Annotated in this window: 22 protein-coding genes, 1 riboswitch and 1 other annotated feature (1 of these 24 only partly in view); all 22 genes read right to left on the bottom strand. The window is 44.0% G+C overall.

Annotated elements, in window-relative coordinates:
• Positions 1 to 15 precede the first annotated feature (15 nt).
• Positions 16 to 519, bottom strand: coding sequence for a precorrin-2 dehydrogenase/sirohydrochlorin ferrochelatase family protein (locus QRN39_RS05840; protein ID WP_050945072.1), 504 nt, complete (start codon positions 517 to 519; stop codon positions 16 to 18).
• Positions 500 to 1,285 carry a sirohydrochlorin chelatase gene (locus tag QRN39_RS05835; protein ID WP_284906440.1) on the bottom strand — a complete coding sequence of 262 codons (786 nt, stop codon included), beginning with the start codon at positions 1,283 to 1,285 and terminating at the stop codon, positions 500 to 502. Before QRN39_RS05835 ends, QRN39_RS05840 begins: the two co-directional genes overlap by 20 nt.
• A 74-nt stretch (positions 1,286 to 1,359) precedes the next feature.
• Entirely contained in the window at positions 1,360 to 2,115 is a 756-nt protein-coding gene (gene cobA, locus QRN39_RS05830; protein WP_212045848.1) for a uroporphyrinogen-III C-methyltransferase, read from the bottom strand.
• A 29-nt stretch (positions 2,116 to 2,144) separates the two neighbouring features.
• Positions 2,145 to 2,738, bottom strand: coding sequence for an adenylyl-sulfate kinase (gene cysC / locus QRN39_RS05825; RefSeq protein ID WP_284906438.1), 594 nt, complete (start codon positions 2,736 to 2,738; stop codon positions 2,145 to 2,147).
• Positions 2,739 to 2,752: 14 nt separating this feature from the next.
• Positions 2,753 to 3,889, bottom strand: coding sequence for a sulfate adenylyltransferase (gene sat, locus QRN39_RS05820; RefSeq protein WP_284906436.1), 1,137 nt, complete (start codon positions 3,887 to 3,889; stop codon positions 2,753 to 2,755).
• Positions 3,890 to 3,946: 57 nt separating this feature from the next.
• Positions 3,947 to 5,011 (bottom strand): inorganic phosphate transporter, encoded by a 1,065-nt coding sequence (locus QRN39_RS05815; protein WP_253622630.1) that lies wholly within the window; start codon positions 5,009 to 5,011, stop codon positions 3,947 to 3,949.
• A gap of 13 nt (positions 5,012 to 5,024) precedes the next feature.
• Complete coding sequence (locus QRN39_RS05810) at positions 5,025 to 5,726, bottom strand: phosphoadenylyl-sulfate reductase (RefSeq protein WP_003211029.1); 702 nt, start codon at positions 5,724 to 5,726, stop codon at positions 5,025 to 5,027.
• The gene (locus QRN39_RS05805) at positions 5,713 to 5,904 is read right to left on the bottom strand and encodes a DUF2292 domain-containing protein (protein WP_003211143.1); all 192 of its coding nucleotides are present in this window, start codon (positions 5,902 to 5,904) and stop codon (positions 5,713 to 5,715) included. The genes QRN39_RS05810 and QRN39_RS05805 overlap by 14 nt, the downstream gene beginning before the upstream one ends.
• A gap of 68 nt (positions 5,905 to 5,972) precedes the next feature.
• Positions 5,973 to 6,075, bottom strand: a riboswitch (SAM riboswitch).
• 213 nt (positions 6,076 to 6,288) lie between these two features.
• The gene (gene pyrE, locus QRN39_RS05800) at positions 6,289 to 6,927 is read right to left on the bottom strand and encodes an orotate phosphoribosyltransferase (RefSeq protein WP_044141967.1); all 639 of its coding nucleotides are present in this window, start codon (positions 6,925 to 6,927) and stop codon (positions 6,289 to 6,291) included.
• 7 nt (positions 6,928 to 6,934) lie between these two features.
• On the bottom strand, positions 6,935 to 7,639 hold the full coding sequence (gene pyrF / locus QRN39_RS05795; RefSeq protein WP_106028971.1) for an orotidine-5'-phosphate decarboxylase: 705 nt from the start codon (positions 7,637 to 7,639) through the stop codon (positions 6,935 to 6,937).
• Positions 7,611 to 8,543 (bottom strand): dihydroorotate dehydrogenase, encoded by a 933-nt coding sequence (locus QRN39_RS05790; RefSeq protein WP_284906434.1) that lies wholly within the window; start codon positions 8,541 to 8,543, stop codon positions 7,611 to 7,613. Before QRN39_RS05790 ends, pyrF begins: the two co-directional genes overlap by 29 nt.
• Positions 8,537 to 9,313 (bottom strand): dihydroorotate dehydrogenase electron transfer subunit, encoded by a 777-nt coding sequence (locus tag QRN39_RS05785; RefSeq protein ID WP_003211895.1) that lies wholly within the window; start codon positions 9,311 to 9,313, stop codon positions 8,537 to 8,539. The genes QRN39_RS05790 and QRN39_RS05785 overlap by 7 nt, the downstream gene beginning before the upstream one ends.
• Positions 9,310 to 12,525 carry a carbamoyl-phosphate synthase (glutamine-hydrolyzing) large subunit gene (carB, locus tag QRN39_RS05780; protein WP_050945080.1) on the bottom strand — a complete coding sequence of 1,072 codons (3,216 nt, stop codon included), beginning with the start codon at positions 12,523 to 12,525 and terminating at the stop codon, positions 9,310 to 9,312. Before carB ends, QRN39_RS05785 begins: the two co-directional genes overlap by 4 nt.
• Positions 12,510 to 13,604 (bottom strand): carbamoyl phosphate synthase small subunit, encoded by a 1,095-nt coding sequence (locus QRN39_RS05775; protein ID WP_284906431.1) that lies wholly within the window; start codon positions 13,602 to 13,604, stop codon positions 12,510 to 12,512. The genes carB and QRN39_RS05775 overlap by 16 nt, the downstream gene beginning before the upstream one ends.
• The gene (locus QRN39_RS05770) at positions 13,601 to 14,887 is read right to left on the bottom strand and encodes a dihydroorotase (protein WP_106033181.1); all 1,287 of its coding nucleotides are present in this window, start codon (positions 14,885 to 14,887) and stop codon (positions 13,601 to 13,603) included. Before QRN39_RS05770 ends, QRN39_RS05775 begins: the two co-directional genes overlap by 4 nt.
• A complete protein-coding gene (locus tag QRN39_RS05765) occupies positions 14,871 to 15,794 on the bottom strand; it encodes an aspartate carbamoyltransferase catalytic subunit (protein ID WP_137054656.1) in 924 nt (307 codons plus the stop codon). The genes QRN39_RS05770 and QRN39_RS05765 overlap by 17 nt, the downstream gene beginning before the upstream one ends.
• A 130-nt stretch (positions 15,795 to 15,924) precedes the next feature.
• Positions 15,925 to 17,253: a solute carrier family 23 protein gene (locus tag QRN39_RS05760; protein WP_284906428.1), complete on the bottom strand. Its 1,329-nt coding sequence runs from the start codon at positions 17,251 to 17,253 to the stop codon at positions 15,925 to 15,927.
• Between the two features lie 153 nt (positions 17,254 to 17,406).
• Positions 17,407 to 17,949: a bifunctional pyr operon transcriptional regulator/uracil phosphoribosyltransferase PyrR gene (gene pyrR, locus QRN39_RS05755; protein WP_003211705.1), complete on the bottom strand. Its 543-nt coding sequence runs from the start codon at positions 17,947 to 17,949 to the stop codon at positions 17,407 to 17,409.
• A gap of 170 nt (positions 17,950 to 18,119) precedes the next feature.
• Positions 18,120 to 19,034 carry an RluA family pseudouridine synthase gene (locus QRN39_RS05750; protein ID WP_284906425.1) on the bottom strand — a complete coding sequence of 305 codons (915 nt, stop codon included), beginning with the start codon at positions 19,032 to 19,034 and terminating at the stop codon, positions 18,120 to 18,122.
• Positions 19,031 to 19,498 (bottom strand): signal peptidase II, encoded by a 468-nt coding sequence (lspA, locus tag QRN39_RS05745; RefSeq protein ID WP_003212011.1) that lies wholly within the window; start codon positions 19,496 to 19,498, stop codon positions 19,031 to 19,033. Before lspA ends, QRN39_RS05750 begins: the two co-directional genes overlap by 4 nt.
• Before the next feature lie 94 nt (positions 19,499 to 19,592).
• Entirely contained in the window at positions 19,593 to 19,967 is a 375-nt protein-coding gene (locus tag QRN39_RS05740; RefSeq protein ID WP_050945086.1) for a TraR/DksA family transcriptional regulator, read from the bottom strand.
• Positions 19,968 to 20,127: 160 nt separating this feature from the next.
• Positions 20,128 to 22,893, bottom strand: a complete 2,766-nt coding sequence (gene ileS, locus QRN39_RS05735) for an isoleucine--tRNA ligase (RefSeq protein WP_284906424.1) — start codon at positions 22,891 to 22,893, stop codon at positions 20,128 to 20,130.
• A 59-nt stretch (positions 22,894 to 22,952) separates the two neighbouring features.
• Positions 22,953 to 23,073, bottom strand: a binding site (T-box leader) (it continues 117 nt past the right edge of the window).

Raw genomic sequence — 23,073 nt, 5'->3', positions numbered from 1 at the left:
TCCTTTCAAGAGATTTTATCGGCTTTTTCTTTGTTGTTTTTTTCTTTCGATATAGAGAGCATCAAGTGCATCTACATCCTCTTGTTCAAGCAATGCCTCAATTTCCGCAGCCAGCTGTTTTGTCAGGGCTGGGCTTGCACCGCTTGTAGAGACTGAAATCGTCACTTTCCCTGCTTTGACCACCTTTGGCACGATCACATTGCCAAGCTCTGATTGGCTCACACAATTCACAAGCTGGTGAGGCCGTGCTGTTTGTGCAATCCATTCATTTACTGCCGGATCATTTGTAGCAGCGACAATGAAAAAAGCATCCTCTACATCTTGAGCTTCCACTTTCTTTTCTTTCCAATTCAGGTTGTATGTATCAATGAGACGCGCCATCTCTTTAGAAATATCAGGACTCACGATGGTAATATGGCAAGGCTCTATGCATAGCACCTCTGCCCTTCTTGCGGCTATTTTTCCACCGCCGGCGATGAGCACTTGTTGATTGGTTAAATCAAGATGGACTGGAAGCATGGCTTTCTCCTTGGAAATGAAACGCATCGTCTTTGTTTAAAATGGTTTCTTGCACGCGTTCAATATAAGCTGCTTTTACATGCGGATGAAAGCCAATATACCGGCATACCCGGACGTCTTTCAGCCTCTCTCTCGCCTGAGCCGCTTCATTTTCAATCTCTTTCATTAAAATACCCGTAAACAACAAGTAAGGAACGAGATAAACAGGCGCATCATCATCTGCTGTTAATTGCGCAAGAACATCTCGGTAATTTGGCTCACATGCTGTAATAAAACATGGCAAGACCTCAGCAAGAGGAAGCAGGCGCCGGACATCGTCCGCAATGCCAAACACATCTCGCTTCACATCTGGATCAGAGCTTCCGCGGCCAATTAAAAGAATCCGTGCTTTCCCGCCTTGATATCCTGCTTCTTCAATTCTTGCAGCAACTGCTTTTGTCACTTCTTGATTGACCCCAATTGGTTTCCCGTATGTGACCTTCACTTGCGGGTATCGTTTTTGAACTTTCTCAATCTCAACTGGAATATCCGATTTAGCATGCATAGCAGTTAAAAGGAGGAGCGGGACGATCGCAATGTGTGTAGCTCCTTTGTTCACACAGGCTTCAAAGCCTTCCTCTATAGAAGGGGCTGTTAGTTCTAAAAAACAAATTTCTTGTATATCGGCTTCTACTAATGGCATACAGCTTTTCATAAAAGAAATGGCTTTATCTTGTGCTTCTTTTACCCTGCTTCCATGCCCAACATAAAGTACAGCTTGTTTCATGTGACTCCTCCTTCTTACTTGTTTTGTTCAGACGAAAAGACACGATCAATGCACGTGTCTTTTCTCTAACATTCTCAATTCTCAATGAGAGCCGGTTCAAACCAGTTCAGCTTTTGGTGAAAATGAACGACATCTCCAACAACTATTAAGCTTGGATGCTCGATGCCTTCTTTTTCAACGGTTTCAGACAGTGTCTTAACAGTGCAGCAAGTCGTCTTTTGCCTCGTCGTGGTTCCCCAGTGTATAAACGCTGCTGGCGTTTCTGGATCACGTCCATTTTTTATAAGAAGCTGCTGCACTCTTTCTACGTTTTTGACGCCCATGTAAATCACAAGGGTATCAATCCCTGTAGCCAGTGCCTCCCACTTTTCTTCAAAATGCTCATCCTTTTGATAGTGACCCGTGACAAACGCAACATTCGAGCTGAATTCACGGTGCGTCACAGGAATGCCTGCATAAGCAGCTGCTGCAATACCAGAGGTAATCCCCGGGACAACTTCATATGGAATTCCGTGCTCAGCTAAGCATTCGATTTCTTCACCGCCGCGGCCAAATACAAAGGGGTCGCCGCCTTTCAGACGGACGACAACATTCCCTTCCTTTGCATGAGTGACAAGGGCTTCATTGATGGCTTCCTGTCTCATCGTATGATGATTCGGGAGCTTGCCGCAATAGATTAATTCCGCCTCGGGTTTGGCGTGGGCGAGTATTTCTTGATTGACAAGACGATCATATAAAATGACATCTGCCTGCTGTATTGCCTTAAGGGCTTTTAATGTAATTAAGTCTGGATCCCCAGGTCCAGCCCCCACAATGTATACTTTCCCCATCGTGCTTTTCTCCCCCTGCCATCAGGCGATTATTTCGCTTTTCCCTTTACATAATCAACAAGACGCTGTTTGGACTCTTCACGCGATAATTCACCTGTATCTAGAACAAGCTCAGGTGCAGCTGGCTCTTCATACGGCGAATCAATCCCGGTAAAAAATGGAATTTCGCCATTTCTAGCTTTTTTATATAACCCCTTTGGGTCACGCTCTTCGCATACGTTCAGATCACATTTCACAAACACTTCGTGAAATTCTCCCGCTTCAACTAACTGTCTAACAATGCGGCGGTCATCTTGAAATGGTGAAATAAAAGCCGTGATGACAATCGTTCCTTGCTCAACAAATAATTTCGCCACTTCTCCGATACGTCGGATGTTCTCTTTTCTGTCATCATCTGAAAACCCTAAATCTTTATTCAGACCATGCCGCACATTATCGCCATCAAGAACAGTGACTTGATAACCTTGTTCAAACAGCTCTCTAGCCGCTGCATTTGCGATTGTAGATTTACCTGATCCACTTAGACCTGTGAGCCAAATAATGCCGCTTTTATGATTGTTTTTTTGTTGATATTCTTTTTTTGTAATAGATGAATCATGCCACACGATATGTTCGTTGCTCATGTCATACCCTCCCATTAAGATACCGTCGTTTTTAATCCTTCGATTAATGTTTCAATGACTTCTTTTCGGCTGAACGTGCTTGGCGGTAATTCTCCGTTTCTCAGCATCGTTCGAACCTTTGTACCTGAAAGAATGACATGCTCGCTTTTATCGTGAGGACATGTTTTTGGTGTTGCCATTGCTTCACATGTATTACAGTAGAAGCTATGTTCAAATTTTAACGGGGTAATGCCAATTTCTTCGCTTGTAAATTGTTCAAATAACTCCTGCGCCTCGTATGTGCCGTAATAATCACCAACACCTGCATGATCTCTTCCCACAATAAAGTGAGTACAGCCGTAATTTTTACGAACAAGCGCGTGAAAGATTGCTTCCTTTGGTCCAGCATAACGCATTGCCGCAGGAAAAACACCTAAAAAGACGCGATCCTTTGGGTAATAACCGTTCAATAACACTTGATAGCTTTTCATTCTCACGTCTGCCGGAATATCGTCTGATTTTGTTTCACCGACAAGTGGATTTAAAAACAAACCATCGACGGTTTCAAGTGCTGTCTTTTGAATATATTCATGGGCACGGTGAACAGGGTTTCTCGTTTGGAAACCAACAATCGTTTTCCAGCCGTTCTCTTTAAAATGACGTCTTGTTTCTTCCGGCTCATACGTAAATTGAGGGAATGGTTTTTCGCTTCGTTTCGTCAGTGTAATTTTACCACCAATATACGTATCACCGCGTTCAAATAATTTTTTCACGCCTGGATGATTGCGGTCATCAGTTTTATACACATTCACCGCTTCTTTTTCCTTATCTGGTGTGTAATGATCCTCTACTTCAATCACGCCATATACAGTTCCATTATAAGATAGACGCACAATCTCGCCTCGATGGATTTTCGCTGCCTTTTCCTTTGTCACTGGCAGTGTAATAGGAAGAGACCAAACGACACCACTTGCTAGCCGCATACTGCTCACAACCGCTTCATAATCAGCTTTTGTTAAAAACCCTTCAATCGGACTATACCCGCCAATTGCTATGAGTTCAAGGTCTGCAAAAGAGATAGCATCTAGTTCAATTTCCTTTGCAGCCGTGCTGAGGTCATACTCTTCATTTACTCGATTAATTAATACGCCACCATGTGGTGTTAAACTCATTTGTTCATCTTCCTCTCAATGTTCATATTTATTAGATGTAAATAGTCGGATTTGTCGTTAAATCCCGCCGCCCTGTTCATGAATCGAGCTGCTTTCATTTTTGACTGCCTTCATCAGACTTAGCGCACCAAGTGAGGCAAGCAGTACACTCATCATGATAAAGATAGAGTAATAGTCCCCTTTTAAGAAAAGACTCACTAGCAAATACGATAGACTAAGTGATAAAAAGGGCGATACTACCCACACTTTCAGCATTTTTTTCACCACATGTTTATGAAAAATATTAGGTCCGCCTTTTGCCATGCCAAGCCCAATGATAGACGAGGAGGTGATTTGGGTAAGTGGAACTGGCAGCCCAAAAATAGAGCTGACGATGACAAGTCCAGCACCGGTACCGGAAAGCAATATCCCTTCGCCCGTTTGATAGCGGGTAATTTTCTTTCCGTTTGTTTCTAGTACTCTTCTACCAAGCAAGAGGGCTCCAATGGCGACGAAGATTCCGCCGTAAAGTGTTCCTTGCCCAACTGACAAAACGCCCGCGGCAACAAGTGGACCGACTGCATTTGCCACATTGTTCATACCTGCCGAAAATGCTTCTAAAAATCCACTAAGGATTAAAACAATGGATAAAATAAATGTTCCTTTTTTAGACAGCTTACGTTTAGGGAACATTCTGATGATTTTGACTACAACAAAGGTAAAAAGAAAGGCGACAAGCGGAATGATGACCCAAAATGCCACAATGACTAAAATGGATTTCACATACAATACTTTATATGCGACCGCGACACCAACTACAGCTCCTACTGTCACCTCACTCGTTGATAAAGGGATGGCCATCAGATTCGCTATAAAGAGTGATAATGCAGCAGAACCAATAATAATACAAACAATTTCAAGTGTAATGACGGATTCAGGCATAATTCCAGAGCTAATCGTTTTGACAACCTCACCACCGCCAATAACTGAACCTGCTAAAATCCCAACTGCACATACACTGAGTGCATAGATCGGCTTTCGAATCGCACCTGATCCGTACGCGATACCCATCGAAGCTGCTGCACCACTCGCGCCAATGTTTAGAGCGAAAAATAAACTAAATAAAATTGCGGCAATTTCCATACACTATGCTCCCTTACTCATGTAATCCGCACTCAGTCTTAGCTGTGCCTGACCATCTGCCAGACCGCAGATCCTCGGCAGTAAATGCTGGCTGTGTACACGGGGCACACCCGATACTTGGATATCCCTGATCATGTAGCGGATTATAAGTAAGTTCCTCTCTAGATGCATATCTCCATATGTCCTTCCACGTCCAGTGGATAAGCGGACATACTTTCACTGATTTGAATTTTTCATCCTTATTTAAAAAGTTCGTCCCTGCTCGCTTAGGAGACTGCTCTCTCCTTAAGCCAGAAAGCCATGCCGGATAGCCAGATAGCGCTTCTTGCAAAGGAATGACCTTACGCATATGACAGCAGCTTTGAGGATCTGTTTTCCATAGTTGATCACCATGCTGCTCGTTTTGCTCCTCAACCGTCAGCTCAGGGGTTTTCAGCACAATATCTAAACCCGGGTATCTTTCCTTTACCGCATCAATTGTGTCGTACGTTTCCTTAAAATGCAGACCTGTATCTAAAAAGACAATTCTTGCATCCTTTTTTACTTTCGCAATCAAATCAATGAGGACGATGCCTTCAATACCAAAACTGCATGCATAAACGAGCTGATCACCATAATGACCGTATGCCCATTTCAGCACAGATAAGGCCCCTTTATACAAATCATCTTCTTGAAATGTAATGGACGGCTCTTGCCAATTTTCATAAGTTAACATTGTTTCTCCCCTTCCGGAGTATCACTACTCTCCGCACTACGTCAACTGAATTTTTTCTGTCTTCTTCCACTTGGATCACTTGACCGTCCTGAACAATCAGTGTAACTAAACTGAATTCATATCCCCAATCAGTTTCTGCATAGGCTTCAATTAAGTCTTCATCCTGCTTTTGCTTCACTTCCCCCTCACCGTTAAAATAAAAAAACTTCCTTTCAGTCCGAAAGAAAGATGAGGAAGCTCACGATTTCCTTATCTTTCAAAATAGAATCATTTTGCAGGAAGTAGCACCTTGCAAATCGCAGGTTGCCGGGCTTCATCGGGCCAGTCCCTCCACCTCTCTGGATAAGTGTTTTAATTTGTCTTAAATATTAACACAATTCAAACAAAAGTCAACCCGACTTTATTGATAGGATTAGTTTTTATTTAAATTTGAGTCTATTTTACTATTTTTAACCAAATAAAAAAGCTGTGCGGGGAGGCGCAGCTTCATATTGTATTCAGCGTGATAGAAAACCTTTGCAGTCCTGACAAAGAATGCGAGGGTTTGTCTACACGAAGCTATTTAGACGGTTTCTTCCATCCAAGATTCAGAGGAAGGATCTTGTCTCCAGCGTTTCAATTTATTCATAGCAGAAGGCTCAATCGCTTTCAGCTCAAGTGCCACGTCTGTCAGGGTGTCATAGTCTGTTAGGGTGACATATGGAATGTTTTTCTCTTGGAATGCTGCCGCAGCTTTTGGCAGACCGTATGTGAAGATCGCGGCAACGCCTAGTACGTCACAGCCCGCTTCTTGAAGAGCAGCGACCACTTCAAGCACACTGCCTCCTGTTGAAATCAGATCTTCTACAACGACCACCTTTTGGCCCTTTGATACGGCACCTTCAATTTGATTTCCTTTTCCATGTGCTTTTGGCTTACTTCTGACATAGCACATCGGGACGTTTAGACGATCTGCTGCTAATGCCGCATGCGGGATGCCTGCTGTTGCAGTACCAGCAATCACCTCCGCTCCCTCAAAATGAGTGAGAATCAACTCTTTAAGACCTTCAGCAATGTCGTGTCTAACTTCTGGATAGGACAAGGTGAGACGGTTGTCACAATAGATCGGTGATTTGATACCGCTTGCCCATGTAAACGGTTCGTCTGGTTTCAATGAGACCGCTTTGATTTGTAATAGGTGTTTAGCAATTTTTGTTTTCATCTGGCAGTCACTCCCACTCTTTCAAAATTTGATGATAGGCTTCCAATGGTTTTTCAGCTTTTGTGATTGACCTTCCGACAACAATTTGTGAAACACCTTGCTCTTTTGCATAAGCAGGGGTTGCCACACGCTTTTGATCATCGGTTTGATCATTTAGTAAACGAATCCCTGGCGTAACAGTGAGGAAGTCAGGTGAGATGTGCTCATGAAGGGCTTTGGATTCATGAACAGAGCAAACAACACCGTCTAGTCCACTTTCATGTGCCAATTGACCGTACCGGATGACAGTCTCTTGCAGCGGACGGTCTATGAGTAATTCGCTTCTCATCATGTCTTCAGATGTACTCGTCAGCTGAGTCACTGCAATAATGCCCGGACGTTTTTGCCCAGCAGGCGTTCCGCTTTCAAGCCCTTCTAACGCAGCTTGCATCATCTGTTTCCCGCCAGCAGCATGTACATTGACTAGATCAACGCCAAGTGCGGCAAGCCGGTTCATTGCTTTTTGCACCGTTGTTGGAATGTCATGTAATTTGAGGTCGAGGAAAATGTGGCAATTTTTTTCTTTAAGTGCGTCAAGGATGGCAGGTCCTTCTTGGTAAAACAGCTCCATGCCGACCTTCACAAATAATGGTGTCCCTTCAAAGGGTTCTAAAAAGGCAAGCGCCTCCTGCCCTGATGGAAAATCAAGCGCGATGATGGGCAAGTGCTTCATGTTTCCAGCTCCTTCCGATACATTCCTCTACAGATGAATACCCATAGGCTGCTAATACATTTGGCAGTTCTTCTATGATTTCTGGGCAAATAAATGGGTTTACAAAATTGGCTGTGCCAACAGCTACTGCACTCGCACCTGCTAGTAAAAATTCAAGTACATCTTCAGCATTTTGCACTCCGCCCATTCCGATAATCGGGATAGAAACCGCTTGACTGACCTCATGTACCATGCGCACAGCGACAGGTTTGACCGCAGGGCCTGATAATCCGCCTGTTTTATTGGCAAGAATCGGTTTCCCCGTTTTTAAATCTAAACGCATACCGATTAACGTGTTAATCATCGTGAGTCCATCCGCTCCAGCAGATTCAATCGCTTGAGCAATCTCCACGATATTAGCTACGTTAGGAGACAGTTTGACATAGACAGGAACGGAGGACACGTCCTTCACCGCTTTTGTCAATGCTGCTGCCATTTGAGGATCTGTACCAAAGGCAATTCCGCCTGTTTTGACATTCGGACACGAGATATTCAGTTCAAGGGCATGGACATTTTTTGCTTGGCTGATCTGCTTCGCTACTTCAACATAATCATCGACCTGTGAGCCAGCGACGTTTGCAATAATAGGCGTATCAAACTGCTCAAGCCAAGGCAATTCATTTTCCAGCACGCCTTTTAGGCCAGGATTTTGAAGACCGATGGCATTGAGCATCCCGGCACCTGTCTCCGCTACCCTTGGTGTCGGGTTGCCAAATCTCGGCTCTAAGGTTGTGGCTTTGATCATGATACCGCCAAGCACGGATAAGTCGTATAATGAAGCAAATTCTCTCCCGAATCCAAAGCAGCCTGATGCAGGGATAATCGGATTCTTTAAAGATAAGCCGGGTAACTCAACGTTTAGCATGACAACGCCACCTCCTCTGCTTTAAATACAGGTCCGTCCAGACAGACTTTGACGTAAGCTTTTTCGTGCTGATCGGTATGACAGACACATGCAAAGCAAGCACCAATTCCGCAGCCCATTCGTTCTTCCATTGAAATGTAGACAGGCTTATCGGGGTAAGAGTCTTTTAGTGCTTTTAACATAGGGGTCGGCCCGCAGGAAAGCATGACATCAAAGCTCAAATCATTCTCTTCAATGACACTTGTCACGAAGCCCTTTGCGCCATATGTCCCATCAACTGTTGCGATAAATGTATCTCCGAGTGCTTGGAATTTCTCCTCGTAAAATACATCCTTTTTCGATTGAAAGCCAAGGACATGCTTGACGATGACGCCTTTTTTCGTTAAACGTTTGGACAGCTCATATAAAGGCGGTACTCCAATTCCACCACCGACTAGTAACGCTGTCTGACCTGGCTGAACAACTGAAGGATCGTACCCGTTGCCAAGCGGCCCTAAGACATCGATGGATTCCCCATCCCGCCTTTGGGAAAGAAGCTTTGTGCCCTCTCCCTCTGCGCGATAGATGATGGTTGCTTCTTGCTTCTCGGCATGAATATTGGCAATACTGATCGGTCTTCTCAGCAGCGGTGTCATGGACTCGCTGACCTTGATATGAAGAAATTGTCCAGCCGTTTGAAAGGAGTCCACAAGGTCACCTTTTAATGTCATTTCGTAAATATGATCAGCGATCTCTCGATTTGAGACGACCGTCAAGTATGCTTTTTTCATATCGTTACTGTCACCTCAGCATTCGTTTTCACTTCTGGCATTTCGTCCGCTCTAAATGTCATGCTTTCTAGTACTCTTAAAATCGCTTCTGCTGTATCTAGCGACGTTAAGCAAGCTACGCCATTTTCAACAGCTTCACGTCTGATTCTAAAGCCGTCTCTTGCCGGCTGTTTTCCTTTTGTCAGAGTGTTGATGACAAATTGGGCTTCCCCGTTTCGAATGACATCGAGAAGGTTTTTGCCTTCTTCTCCTATTTTGCCGACAACACTTGATGGGATGGAGGCTTGTTTTAAGTAATTCGCTGTTCCTTCTGTCGCTAAAATATGGTAGCCGATTGAATGGAATCTTCTCGCAATCTCCAGTCCTTCTTCTTTATCCTTATCAGCAACTGTCAGAAGAACTGTCCCGTCTTTAGGAATTTGAATGCCTGATGCAATTAATCCTTTGTAGAGAGCTTTTTCAATTGTGACATCTTTCCCCATGACTTCACCTGTCGATTTCATTTCAGGTCCGAGTGTAATATCGACTCTTCTTAGTTTTGCAAAAGAGAAGACTGGAACTTTGACGTACACCCCTTCTTGTTCTGTGTGAAGTCCTTCTTCGTAGCCATAGTTTTTGAGTTTTTCTCCTAAAATGACTTTTGTCGCCAGGTTGGCCATCGGGATGCCTGTGATTTTACTTAAGAAAGGAACAGTCCGGCTTGAACGCGGGTTCACTTCAAGTACGAACACTTCACCTTTTGAGAGAACAAATTGAATGTTTAGCAGCCCAATAATGTTGAGTCCTTTTGCAAGCTTGATCGTGTATTCTGCGATCTTCGCTTTGATCTCTTCAGACAATGTTTGCGGCGGGTAAACCGCAATCGAGTCACCAGAGTGAACCCCGGCTCTTTCAATGTGTTCCATAATGCCAGGGATCACGACAGTTTCGCCATCAGACACGGCATCTACTTCGATTTCTTTTCCTGTTAAATATTTGTCAATTAAGACTGGGTGCTGCGGATTGACTTTCACTGCATTCTCCATGTAGTGAAGAAGCTCGGCTTCTTGATAAACAATTTCCATCGCACGACCGCCTAATACATAGGAAGGACGGACAAGGACTGGGTAGCCGATCTGATTGGCAATCGCTACAGCTTGAGGCACAGAAGTAGCTGTTTTTCCTTTAGGCTGCGGCACGCCGAGTGCTTCTAATGTTTGTTCAAACTTGTCCCTGTTTTCAGCTCGGTCTAGGTCTTCAAGAGAAGTGCCGAGAATCTTCACCCCTCTATTTGATAATTCATCTGCTAGGTTGATTGCTGTTTGACCGCCGAACTGGACAACGACTCCTTCAGGTTGCTCTAGATCGATGATGTGCATCACATCTTCTACAGTGAGTGGTTCAAAGTAGAGCTTGTCCGAAATACTAAAGTCTGTTGAGACCGTTTCAGGGTTGTTGTTAATAATGATTGCTTCATACCCTGCTTGTTTAATTGCCCACACAGAATGAACGGTCGCATAATCAAATTCTACTCCTTGACCGATTCTGATAGGACCTGAGCCTAATACGATGACGCTTTTCTTGTCTGTACGTTCTGATTCATTTTCATCTTCATATGTGCTGTAGAAATATGGCGTCTCGGATTCAAATTCAGCCGCACAAGTATCTACCATTTTGTAAACAGGTACGATGCTTGCTTCTTGTCTTAGCGTATAGACATCCGCTTCATTCATATTCCACTCGCGGCTAATATAGATGTCTGAGAAGCCTTTTTCTTTCGCTTCTTTTAATACGTCTGTATTGCCTTTGTTTTCTTTTAATGTCTTTTCAAAAGCGATGATGCCTTCCAGTTTATGAAGGAAGAAGTAATCAATTTTTGAGAACTCATGTATTTGTTCAACCGTATAGCCTCTTCTAAGTGCCTCGGCGATATAGAATAATCGTTCGTCTCCCGCCTTGATAATCCGCTTTTCAAGCACTTCGTTTGTGATATCTGCTTCATCTTTTAATTCAATGTGGTGCACATCCGCTTCAAGTGAACGAACAGCCTTTAGAAGAGACTCTTCTAATGTACGACCGATCGCCATCACTTCACCCGTTGCTTTCATTTGCGTACCAAGACGTCTGTTGGCCGATTCGAATTTATCAAACGGCCAGCGCGGAATTTTAGACACAATATAGTCAAGTGCCGGTTCGAAGGCGGCATAGGTTTTACCTGTGACTGGGTTCATCATTTCATCAAGCGTTAAGCCGACAGCAATTTTCGCTGCAAGTTTGGCAATTGGATAACCAGTTGCTTTCGACGCAAGTGCAGAAGAGCGACTCACGCGCGGATTTACTTCGATGATATAGTATTGAAAGCTGTCTGGGTCAATTGCCAGCTGTACGTTACATCCGCCTTCAATCCCAAGTGCCCGGATCAGCTTGAGCGACACATTGCGAAGCAGCTGATATTCACGGTCACTTAACGTTTGGCTTGGCGCCACAACGATACTGTCTCCTGTGTGGATACCGACTGGATCAAAGTTTTCCATGTTACAAACAACAATCGCATGATCACCGCTATCACGCATGACTTCATATTCAATTTCTTTAAAGCCTGCAATACTTTTTTCAAGTAAGCATTGTGTGACTGGGCTTAGCTTCAAACCGTTTTCGACGATTTCCTTCAGCTCTTGCTCGTTTGTACAAATTCCGCCGCCTGTTCCGCCTAATGTATAAGCTGGTCTCACAATGACAGGGAAACCAATTTGATTCGTAAACGCCATCGCTTCTTCTAGGTTATGGATGATTTCACTTTCTGGTACAGGCTCATTTAGTTCATTCATCAAATTACGGAATAGATCTCTGTCCTCTGCTTTTTGAATAGCTGAAAGTTTTGTTCCTAATACTTCAACACCACATTCAGCTAATACGCCAAGGTCTGATAATTCAACAGCAAGGTTAAGTCCAGTTTGTCCGCCAAGTGTTGGCAAGATCGCATCAGGACGTTCTTTTCGAATGATTCGTGTTAAGAATTCTGGTGTCAGTGGTTCGATGTATACCTTATCGGCCATTTCTGTATCTGTCATGATGGTCGCTGGATTGGAATTCACAAGAACGACTTCATAGCCTTCTTCTTTCAGTGCTAAGCAAGCCTGTGTGCCTGCATAGTCAAACTCCGCTGCCTGACCAATGATGATTGGACCTGAACCGATAACTAAAATCTTTTTGATGTCTACGCGTTTTGGCATACTTCTTCCCCTTCTTTCTCAGTTGTATGAATCATGTCCATGAACTGGTCGAATAAGTAGTTCGCATCTTCTGGACCTGGTGATGCTTCTGGGTGGTACTGGACAGTGAATGCTGGTGCTTCTTTATGTTTTAAGCCTTCAATTGTATTGTCGTTTAGTGCGATGTGTGTGACTTCGAGCACGTCCTCGTTAATGGCACTAACTGTGTAGCCGTGGTTTTGAGCTGTCAGGGTGACCTTGCCGGTTGCTAGTTCTTTCACTGGGTGATTCGATCCTCTGTGACCGAATTTCATTTTTTCAGTACTTGCGCCGCATGCAAGCGCGAATAATTGATGTCCAAGGCAAATGCCAAAGAGTGGAACTTTTCCAATCAATTGCTGAATCATCTCGACTGCTTCTGGTACATCCACAGGATCCCCAGGGCCGTTTGAAAGCATGATTCCATCAGGCTTTAACTGCAGTACTTCATCTGCCGTGATATTGTACGGCACCACAATGACATCACAGTCCCGTTTATTGAGCTCGCGCAAAATGCCGTGCTTCATGCCGAAATCGACAAGGACAATTCTTTTTCCTCTTCCTGGGCTTGGATACGCATTTTTCACAGAAACTTGACTCACTTGATCTGTTGGCAGCTGCATTGTTTGAAGGCGGCGCACCACGTCTTCTACTTCTTCATCCGGTCCTGCAAATGCCCCTCTTAATGTGCCTGCACTTCGAATCATTCTCGTCAGCTTTCGTGTATCGATTCCGCTAAGCCCTGGAATGTTTTTCATTTTCAAATACTCATCGAGCGAGTATGCAGAGCGCCAGTTTGAGGGCTTTTCACAAAGTTCCTTCACAATCAGCCCTTTGACAAACGGTGTGATCGATTCAAAATCATCACGATTAATGCCGTAGTTGCCGATAAGCGGGTAAGTGAGTGTGACAATTTGTCCGCAGTATGATGGATCAGACAAAATTTCTTGATAGCCTGTCATCCCTGTATTAAAGACGACTTCTCCGACTGATGATTCTAAGTTGCCAAAGCCTGTTCCTTCGAATACTGTTCCGTTTTCTAGCACTAAGCGTCTCTTCATTTTACTAGTCTCCCCTCTTCATACACGACTTTCCCAGATGCAAGTGTCATGACCGGCCATCCTGATACAGTCAATTTGTCAAACGGTGTATTTTGTCCTTTTGATAAGAAGCTCTTTTTATCGATTGCCATTTCTTTGTTTAGATCAATGAGTGTAATATCAGCTGTTTGTCCTTCTTCCAGCTTTCCATAAGGAAGGGAGAAGGCTTCTGCTGGCTTGATCGTCATATAATCAACGAGTTTTTTTAATGTCCATTCGCCTGTTTTGACAAATCGCGTGTAAAGAAGCGGGAACGCTGTTTCAAGCCCGACTATTCCAAAAGGTGCGCGCTGCATCGTTTCGTTCTTTTCTTCTTCTGTATGCGGTGCATGGTCTGTTGCGATGAAATCAATCGTTCCATCTAACAGTCCCTCGATTAGTGCCTCGCGATCCTCTTTTCCTCTAAGAGGCGGGTTCATTTTATAGTTCGTATCAAGCCCTGGGATGTCTGCATCACATAGGAGCAGGTGATGCGGTGACACCTCTGCCGTCACACGGATGCCTGCTTTTTTTGCATCGCGAACGACTCGCACAGATTCTTTCGTACTGATATGACATACATGATAATGACAGTTCGCTGCTTCTGCTAAAAGAACATCTCTTGCAATATGCACCGATTCACAAATGGACGGTATTCCGTTTAATTCATTCGCTTTTGAAAATTCTCCTTCATGAACGCATCCTCCGTAAATGAGCGAGTTATCCTCACAGTGCGCGACAATGGCTTGATCAAGACTTGCTGCCTTTTTCATCGCTTCGTACATCATTCCTGCTGTTTGGATGCCGACTCCGTCATCTGTGAAAGCGAAGGCGCCTGCTTCTTTTAGTGCTGCAAAGTCTGTCATCTCTTCCCCAATTTGTCTAGTTGTGATGGAGGCGTATGGCAGTACTCTGACAGAAGAGGTCTCTTCGATTCGATTCATGAGCCATTCCATTTGCTCTTTTGTATCTGGAACTGGGCGTGTATTCGGCATCGCTGCAATCGTCGTATAGCCGCCTCTTGCTGCTGCTTTAGAGCCTGTTTCAATCGTTTCCTTTTTCTCTCCGCCTGGCTCTCTTAAATGTACATGCAGATCAATTAAGCCTGGTGAAACAAATAGCCCTTTAGCATCAATGACCTCTTCTCCGTCTTCTCTTTCTAAGTGACCAATCGCTTGAATCACTTTTCCTTCTACCCTAATATCCTGCTGCACTTTTTCACCTGTGCTTGTTAAGATAAAACCGTTTTTAATGAGATACGACATAGACAGAATCTCTCCCTTTTTGATGTAGTCTGCTATTTTGAAAAGCTCTTTTTAATACCGCCATTCGGACATAAACGCCATTTTCCATTTGCTTGAAAATTCGTGACTGCTTTGATTCCACTAAAGAATCATCTATCTCCACACCTCTGTTTACTGGTGCTGGATGCATGATAATGGCTCGTTCTTTCATGTTGTTTGCCCTGTTTACTGTTAATCCATAAGTCGATAAGTAATCTTCATTACCCATTTTTTTAGCGTGCCGTTCATGCTGGATTCTAAGCAGCATCACCACATCAGATTGTCTAATGGCTTCGTCTACTTGGACATACGTTCCGTGAGGATTTTGCTCATCTTGGAAGGAAGCAGGTCCTGAGAAAAGGACTGTCGCTCCGAGCCTTGAGAGTACTTCCGCATTCGACCTTGCCACCCTGCTGTGCTTGATGTCTCCATGAATCGAAATCGTTAAGCCCTCAAAGCCGCCAAACTCTTCATAGATGGTCATTAGGTCAAGCAGTGATTGGGTCGGGTGCTGCCCGCAGCCATCTCCAGCATTGATGATGGGAATCCCAACCTTCCCGATCAGTTCGTTGTAATATTCATCGGTGCTGTCTCTGATCACACAAGCTTTCACGCCGATGGATTCGAGCGTTTTTACCGTATCGTAAAGAGTTTCGCCTTTTTGAACAGAGGTGCTTGCCGCATCTAAGCTTAGTACATTCATCCCCAGCTTCTTTTCGGCGACTTCGAAGCTAAATCGTGTTCTTGTGCTTGGTTCAAAAAAGAGATTTGCTACAAATTCTCCCGCTAAACCAAGCTCTTGCTTCCCCTTTTTGAGAGTCGTTGCTTCTTCAATCAGCTGTAAAATCTCTTCTTTAGACAAGCTGCTCATTGTCGATAAATCATTCATTTTTTCTTCCCCCTCTAGTTTTTCATCACTTTCAGGTTCAAAAAAACCCTAAGCCTCGGCAGCTTAGGGTTCTCCAAAAGAAGCAGCGGCACGTTCGTGCATTCTGCTCATTTTAGAACCCTTGTCAGCCTCACTGGACTTCTTTTAAAAGGTTTTCTGTATTCGATTCATTTGACTCGTCATCCTCCGCTTTTTGCTGCGGCAGGATCAGGTTCAACAGGACACCCGTGATGGCAGCAAGTGCCATTCCAGATAGTGTGAGGTTGATTTGTTTCACCTCAATGAATGCCCCGCCAATTCCGATGACTAAGATGACTGATGCGATAATGAGATTACGCTTTTCTTCAAAATTCACTTTATGATCAATCAGGATTCTCAGGCCGCTTGAGGCAATGATCCCAAAGAGCAAGAATGAAACGCCTCCCATGACCGCGGACGGCACTGTACTGATTAATGCTGAGATTTTTCCGACAAAGCCGAAGCAGATTGCAAACACTGCTGCTCCGCCGATGACGAAGATACTGAACACTCTTGTGATGGCAAGGACGCCGATGTTCTCTCCATACGTTGTTGTCGGCGGTCCACCAATGAGTGAAGCGAAGATTGTCGCCGCACTGTCTCCTAAAATGGAGCGGTGAAGACCAGGTTTTTTAATGAAATCTTGCCCTACAACTTTACTTAACACCACTTGGTGGCCGATGTGCTCAGACATTGTCACAAAGGCAACCGGCACCATTACGGTGAGAATGCTTAAAGTCATAGCCGGTGTGTAGTCCACAAATGGTACAACGAAGTCTGGTACAGCAAACCATTTTGCATCAATGACCGGCTGGAAGTTCACAATGCCTTGTGATAAGGCAAAGAGATAGCCACTGATAATGCCAATTAATACTGGGATCAAGCTAAGAAATCCTCTTAGGAAAATCATGCTGATAATCGTGACAGCCAGTGTGAAGCCGGCGACCATTAGGTGCTTCAGGCTGTAATCAAGCTCGGTTGCATTCGGATCAGCATACATCGCCATGTTGACAGCTGTTCCAGCGAGTCCGAGTCCGATGACCATAATGACCGGCCCTACGACGACCGGCGGTAGAAGTTTCATCAGCCAGCCTGTGCCGAGCCATTTAATAAATAGTGCAATGAGTGCATAAGCGACACCCGCCATGAAGGCACCCACCATGGCGGCTCCAGGGCCGCCTGTGGCTTTCACATTCAGTATGGGGGCGATAAAGGCAAAGGACGATCCAAGATACGCTGGAATTTGGCCTCTTGTGATGATTAAGTAAACTATGGTTCCAACACCACTTGAGATGAGCGCGACCGCTGGACTCATATCGATGATTTTTGGTACTAGAATGGTTGCACCAAACATGGCAAACAAATGCTGAAGGCTAAGTGACAGCCATGTGAACGGTTTTGGGATATCTCGAATGCCTAAATTGGCTTTTTGCTGACTCATGATTTTCCTCCTAGATGTGTCCTTTTTCATTAAAAAAGCCTCTTTGCGAGTATGCGCAAAGAGGCCTAGAAAAACCGTACACGTCATGTTTGCCGTGCTTGGTATCTCTGTTATTGCCCTCTTTGCAAACTCTCTGGAATGCATTTAAAAAGGTTATTTTTCATATATAGCGACAAGGTCGTTTTGATCTACTTCATTCAGTTGAACCATAACTGTCTCTGCTTTTGATGTCGGAATGTTCTTCCCGATATAATCCGCTCGAATCGGTAGCTCCCGGTGTCCCCGGTCGACGAGAACAGCAAGCTGAATGGAAGATGGTCTTCCTACATCCACAAGGGCATCCATGGCTGCTCTGACGGTTCTGCCTGTAAACAGGACATCGTCAACGACAATCAGTGTTTTGTCATTAATGTCAGCTGGAATGTCTGCACCCTTCACAAGCGGGTCTTGGTTCTCTGTCTTTTTTGTCAGGTCATCACGGTATAGCGTAATATCAAGTTCACCCACTATGACTGGATTTCCTTCAATTTGCTCGATGCGCTCTGCAAGGCGCTTTGCAAGATGAATACCTCTAGTCTTGATCCCCGCAAGGATGACATCTTTCATCCCTTTGTTGCGCTCAATCATTTCATGTGCAATTCGGGTAAGCGCTCGTCTGATCGCTTGTTCATCAAGAATGACTGCTTTTTGTTCCATCTTTTACACCTCTTTTTGACAAATAAAAAGCCCCTTCTGCAAAGGGCAGAGAGGGGCGTTCATTTGTGCATACACGTGCACAAATTGATCCGTTATCCTTCTCAGCCTCTCTGGACTGTTTTAAAGAATCTTCATTTCTTCGTTCATTATTTCAAAAAAAGAACGGCCTGTCAATCGTTATTTCTTAATGAATCGATAAAAGCTTGCATATCAGCAGGAACTGGTGCTGTGAACTCGATATATTCGCCTGTTCTTGGATGATCAAATCCTAATACACCTGCATGAAGCAGCTGACCATTGAAATCGACTGTCTTTCTCGGTCCATATTTCGGATCTCCTGCAAGCGGATAGCCGATATATTTCATATGAACACGAATTTGGTGTGTTCTTCCTGTTTCAAGTCGGCACTCCACCACCGTGAAATCCTGAAAGCGTTCAATCACATCAAAGTGAGTGACTGCTTGTTTTGCACTTTCTTTTGTGACCGTCATGCTTTGGCGGTCTTTTTTGTCTCTGCCAATTGGGGCATCAATTGTGCCTGTATCATGCTGAATGATGCCATGGACAACGGCCGTATATTTTCTTGTGACAGTTTTAGCCACAAGCTGATTGACGAGTGATTCATGCGCCATATCGTTTTTTGCGACCATTAACAGCCCAGATGTGTCTTTATCAATACGATGGACAATTCCAGGACGCATCACACCATTAATCCCTGATAAGTCCGTGCAATGTGCCATCAGGCCATTTACAAGCGTTCCTGACACGTGACCTGGTGCTGGATGAACGACCATTCCTCGTGGTTTATTCACCACTAGCACATCTGCATCCTCATAATAAATATCAAGATCCATTGGTTCTGCTTCTACATCTAGTACTTCTGGTTCTGGAATCTCGACTTTAATCTGATCTCCAGCTTGTACTTTGTAATTGGCTTTCACTTGTTTCCCGTTTACTTCGATCAGCCCATCCTTTACCCACTGCTGGACCTGGGTTCTTGACCATTCTGGTTCTGTCGAGCTTAGAAATTTATCAAGCCGTTCACTCGTTTGTTCTTCTGAAACGGCAATATTTACTTGATTCATGTAGTTGACTCCTTCGTTTTCTTTCCATCTAACAGCATTTGAATGAAGAGCAGAATAACCCCTACACATAGAGAAGAATCTGCAATATTAAAGATTGGGTAGTGATAATTCCCAAAGACGAAATGAGCAAAATCTACCACTTCCTGACGGAAAACGCGGTCGATAAAATTTCCAATCGCTCCGCCAAGCATTAAGGCCAGCGCAACTCCAAGCAGCTTGTCCTTTTGTCCATGCTTTTGCAAATAATAAACAATTCCCGCAATAACAACGAGTGTGATCACATAGAAAAACCACATTTGTCCTTGGAGAATTCCCCATGCGGCGCCTGAATTTCGGTGAGACGTGATATAAAAGAAACCATCAATCACTGGATAAGAATCTCCGGGCATCATATTTTTGACAATGAGCCATTTTGTTAATTGATCTAAACAAATCATCACGAATGCGATTATGTAATAGAACACACACGTTCCTCCATCTTCATACTTTGATCTTTATGCATTTTATCAAGAAAACAGGAAGGAGTAAAGAAACTTTAGTTGACAGACAAAAACCTCCCTACATATGGAAGGCTTCAAAATGAGAATCATCTGATTCATGAGGATAAGGAGTGAATGCTTTTTTCTCGTATTGCTTATGATATAAAAAGTCGTCAGCCGTGCGGGCGGTAGGAAGAATACTCATTTGTTCAAGCGGAATGACATCACCTGTCGCCTCACATATACCAAAGGTTCCTTGCTCAATTTTTGCAATAGCGAGAGACACATCTTGCAGCTCTTCTTTGATGTGATAAAGAAGCGTGGCCGTTTGGACCTCGTTCATTGAGACATGCTCAGCGGGTGAACGAAATGATGCGTATTCAAACAGTTTAGCTTGCAGCTCTTCTTTCATTTGAAGGAGTTCCGTGTAAATCGTCTCTAGATCGCCATTCATGTCGCTATTTCAACTCCTGCCCTGTCGTGATAATCATATTGTTGCCCCGGCTGTCCACTTTAAAGCCATAAGATTTTTCCTTTCGTTCTAAACGCTGTCATTTCCGCAAAAAAGAAAACACCCCGCATATGGCGGGGCGCTAATTGGTCATATCACACTGTTAATTCTGGTAATATTTTTCCACGATTTCAGCATTTTTCAGTGACAATGTTGGGTATTTCGGATTTGCACCAACATCTTTTGAAATAATACGAGAACGTTCGCATAGTTCTCCTTCTGCTTTTTGAACCAAAATTCTTCCTGAAGTGTATTCAGGTGCTGATGTGTCAGCATTTTGCTCATCTTCTACCGTTAATTCAGAGATGATAAAGAGCTGCTTCACATCTTCTTTAATGGATGCAAGAAGGTTTTTCACTTCTTCTGTCGCATAAAGGGTCACACTTGCTTCAAGAGAACGTCCGATGACTTTCTCATTACGCGCAATTTCGAGCGCTTTTAGCACATCGTCACGCACTTCCATAAAGCGGTCAAACTTCGCTTCTGTCGCTTCCGCTTGAGAAACAGCCACACCTTCTGGCATATCTGTTAACTGAACACTTGGCTCTTCAACAAAGCTTAAGTGGCTCCATAATTCATCTGCTGTATGCGGAAGAATTGGTGCAGTCAGCTTCACTAATGCCATTAATGTTTCGTAGAAGACCGTCTGCATGCTACGGCGGTCTGGATGATCCGCATGCTCAATGTACACGACATCCTTTGCAAAGTCGAGATAGAAAGAGCTTAGCTCAATTGTACAGAAATTGTGAATCGCATGATACACGACCGCAAATTCGTAATCATCATAAGCCTTTTTAACTTTATCAATCAATTTGTTTAATTTGATCAAGATATATTGATCCACTTCGCGAAGCTCTTCTACAGGTACTGCATGGACTGCTGGATCAAAGTCAAATAGGTTACCGTGCAGGAAGCGGAACGTGTTACGGATTTTACGATAGACCTCTGCTACTTGTTTTAAGATATCATCAGACACCGGGTGATCGGCTTGATAGTTGACAGAAGATACCCAAAGTCTTAGAATCTCCGCCCCAAGCTGCTTCGCTACCTTTGTTGGGTCAATTGTATTGCCTAATGATTTACTCATCTTGCGTCCTTCTTTATCAAGCGTAAAGCCGTGGCTGAGAACACCTTTATACGGTGCTTTTCCAGTGACTGCAACTGCTGTTGATAAGGAAGAGTTAAACCAGCCGCGATATTGGTCAGAGCCTTCAAGGTAAAGGTCTGCCGGACGAACAAGATCATCTCTTTCTTCTAAAACAGCTTGGTGAGAAGAACCGGAATCAAACCATACATCCATGATATCCTGCTCTTTTGTGAATTCACCGTTCGGGCTACCTGGATGTGTAAAGCCTTCTGGCAAGAGCTCTTTCGCTTCTTTTTCAAACCAAATATTGGAGCCATGTTCTCTAAATAATTGAGAGACATGCTGAATTGTTTCATCTGTGATGATTGGCTCACCATTTTCGGCATAAAAGACCGGAATTGGAACGCCCCATACACGCTGTCTTGAAATGCACCAGTCACCTCTGTCACGCACCATATTGAATAGGCGCGTTTCGCCCCATGCTGGCACCCATTTCGTTTCTTTAATATTGTCTAATAGCGCTTCTCTGAAATCTTTAATCGAAGCAAACCACTGAGCGGTTGCACGATAAATCGTTGGTTTTTTCGTTCTCCAGTCATGCGGGTAGGAGTGCGTGATAAAGTCGAGCTTTTTCAGCGCACCTTTTGCTTCAAGCTGTTCTGTGATAGCTTTATTGGCATCCTCGTAAAATAGACCTTCAAAACCAGGTGCTTCGTCTGTCATGACACCTTTTTCATCTACTGGACATAGCACATCAAGACCGTATTTCATACTCACATTAAAGTCATCTTCCCCGTGACCTGGTGCTGTGTGAACACAGCCTGTACCTGCATCCGTTGTCACGTGGTCACCAAGCATCACAAGGGAATCTCTACCATAGATCGGATGCTCTGCAACGACGTTATCTAATTCTTTTCCTTTTAATGTTTTCACGACTTCATACTCTTCAAAGCCAAGCGTTTTTGCCACTTGTTCAACAAGCTCAGATGCGACAACATATCGCTCAGCACCTACTTGAAGAACACTGTACTCTAGGTTTGGATGAACACAAATACCAAGGTTTGCAGGAAGTGTCCAAGGTGTTGTTGTCCAGATGATGAATTGTTCGCCGTTTTCAAGTACGCCTTTTCCATCTTTCACTTTAAATGAAACGTAAATGGATGGTGAACGTTTGTCTTTATATTCAATTTCCGCTTCAGCAAGAGCTGACTCACTTGAAGGAGACCAGTTAACAGGCTTTAGTCCTTTGTAAATATAGCCTCTCTTCGCCATTTCTCCGAAGACAAGAATTTGCTGCGCTTCATACTCAGGCTTTAACGTGACATATGGATTGTCCCAGTCTGCTCTGACGCCTAATCGCTTAAATTGATTGCGCTGACCCTCGATTTGCTTCCATGCATACTCCTCGCATAGTTTGCGGAATTCAGCTGTCGACATTTCTTTACGTTTGACTTTTTTATTTTTAGTGAGTGCTGTTTCAATTGGTAAGCCGTGTGTATCCCAGCCCGGTACGTACGGTGCGTGGAACCCATTCATTGATTTAAAACGGACAATAAAATCTTTTAGGATTTTATTGAGTGCGTGCCCCATATGAATGTCACCATTCGCATATGGAGGTCCATCATGCAAAATAAAGGTCGGGCGTCCTTTTGTCCGCTCTAAAACCATTTGATAGATGTCTTTTTCTGCCCACTCCTCTTGGATTTCAGGCTCTTTGTTCGGCAAGTTCCCTCTCATTGGGAATTCTGTTTTCGGCATTAATAAGGTGTCTTTGTAGTTCATACCCATTCCTCCATATGCAAATTCTGATTAAAAAACAATAAAAAAAGCCCTCTCATCCCATAAGGGACGAGAAGGCTTGTCTCGCGGTACCACCCTTTTAGACAAGCGCTATTTAAACAGCCGCTTATCCACTCTAAAATCGTAACGTGATCAGACGCCTTTTCTTACTGGTCATTTCAG

This window comes from Bacillus sp. lyk4-R2A-2 (assembly GCF_030209735.1).
GTDB classification, from domain to species: Bacteria; Bacillota; Bacilli; order Bacillales; family Bacillaceae; genus Bacillus; species Bacillus pumilus.
The sequence above is the reverse complement of the archived record's forward strand: the minus strand, read 5'-3'. Positions and strand labels throughout refer to the sequence as shown.

Coding starts and splice junctions, on each gene's coding strand:
- QRN39_RS05760 (WP_284906428.1), bottom strand. CDS start 17,253: ATGAGTCAGCAAAAAGCCAATTTAGGCATTCGAGATATCCCAAAACCG.
- QRN39_RS05770 (WP_106033181.1), bottom strand. CDS start 14,887: ATGTCGTATCTCATTAAAAACGGTTTTATCTTAACAAGCACAGGTGAA.
- pyrE (WP_044141967.1), bottom strand. CDS start 6,927: ATGAAAACAAAAATTGCTAAACACCTATTACAAATCAAAGCGGTCTCA.
- QRN39_RS05840 (WP_050945072.1), bottom strand. CDS start 519: ATGCTTCCAGTCCATCTTGATTTAACCAATCAACAAGTGCTCATCGCC.
- QRN39_RS05775 (WP_284906431.1), bottom strand. CDS start 13,604: ATGAAGAGACGCTTAGTGCTAGAAAACGGAACAGTATTCGAAGGAACA.
- QRN39_RS05835 (WP_284906440.1), bottom strand. CDS start 1,285: ATGAAACAAGCTGTACTTTATGTTGGGCATGGAAGCAGGGTAAAAGAA.
- ileS (WP_284906424.1), bottom strand. CDS start 22,893: ATGAACTACAAAGACACCTTATTAATGCCGAAAACAGAATTCCCAATG.
- cobA (WP_212045848.1), bottom strand. CDS start 2,115: ATGGGGAAAGTATACATTGTGGGGGCTGGACCTGGGGATCCAGACTTA.
- QRN39_RS05810 (WP_003211029.1), bottom strand. CDS start 5,726: ATGTTAACTTATGAAAATTGGCAAGAGCCGTCCATTACATTTCAAGAA.
- carB (WP_050945080.1), bottom strand. CDS start 12,525: ATGCCAAAACGCGTAGACATCAAAAAGATTTTAGTTATCGGTTCAGGT.
- sat (WP_284906436.1), bottom strand. CDS start 3,889: ATGAGTTTAACACCACATGGTGGCGTATTAATTAATCGAGTAAATGAA.
- pyrF (WP_106028971.1), bottom strand. CDS start 7,639: ATGAAGCACTTGCCCATCATCGCGCTTGATTTTCCATCAGGGCAGGAG.
- QRN39_RS05790 (WP_284906434.1), bottom strand. CDS start 8,543: ATGCTAAACGTTGAGTTACCCGGCTTATCTTTAAAGAATCCGATTATC.
- QRN39_RS05740 (WP_050945086.1), bottom strand. CDS start 19,967: ATGAATGGCGATCTAGAGACGATTTACACGGAACTCCTTCAAATGAAA.
- QRN39_RS05785 (WP_003211895.1), bottom strand. CDS start 9,313: ATGAAAAAAGCATACTTGACGGTCGTCTCAAATCGAGAGATCGCTGAT.
- QRN39_RS05750 (WP_284906425.1), bottom strand. CDS start 19,034: ATGAATCAAGTAAATATTGCCGTTTCAGAAGAACAAACGAGTGAACGG.
- QRN39_RS05765 (WP_137054656.1), bottom strand. CDS start 15,794: ATGAATGATTTATCGACAATGAGCAGCTTGTCTAAAGAAGAGATTTTA.
- cysC (WP_284906438.1), bottom strand. CDS start 2,738: ATGAGCAACGAACATATCGTGTGGCATGATTCATCTATTACAAAAAAA.
- QRN39_RS05815 (WP_253622630.1), bottom strand. CDS start 5,011: ATGGAAATTGCCGCAATTTTATTTAGTTTATTTTTCGCTCTAAACATT.
- pyrR (WP_003211705.1), bottom strand. CDS start 17,949: ATGGAACAAAAAGCAGTCATTCTTGATGAACAAGCGATCAGACGAGCG.